The 465-nt window shown below is 72.0% G+C and carries 1 pseudogene; it reads left to right on the forward strand.

Features of this window, described 5'->3' with window-relative positions:
- Positions 1 to 465 (forward strand): annotated as a pseudogene (locus tag RM844_RS32515) (hypothetical protein); the annotation flags it as partial.

Here is a 465-nt window from a genome sequence, read left to right on the forward strand (position 1 = left end):
GGGCTGCTGTGGGAGGCCCTGTACGAGACGCCTCACCGCTCCGGCATCGAACTGGCGGCGGGCCGGGCCATCGGAAAGGTCCTGGCGCACGCGACCGGGCCGAACACACTGCGCCAGCTGGCTCCCTTCGCCGCATCGGACAGGCGCTGGCGCCGCCGACTGGTCGCCTACGCGCTCGGAGAGCTGGTCGAGCGCCCCGCCCTCACCTCAGCCGTACGAAGACAGCTGCGGCAGTGGAGCCGGAGCGACCTCGTCCCCCTCCACTGCACGGTGGCCGAGACCTGTGCGGGCGCCTACGGCCTGGCCCGCCCCGCCACCGCGCTGGCGCTCCTGGATGCCGTGCTCGACAGGCCGGGCAAGGAGCTGGAGGGCAGGTTGCGTACCGCCGTCTCCTTCGCTCTCAGCACCCTCCTCTCCGAGGACACCAACCACCTCCCCGTCCTCGAACTCCTACGGGAGTGGCAG

This window comes from Streptomyces chisholmiae (assembly GCF_031845445.1).
GTDB lineage: Bacteria > Actinomycetota > Actinomycetes > Streptomycetales > Streptomycetaceae > Streptomyces > Streptomyces chisholmiae.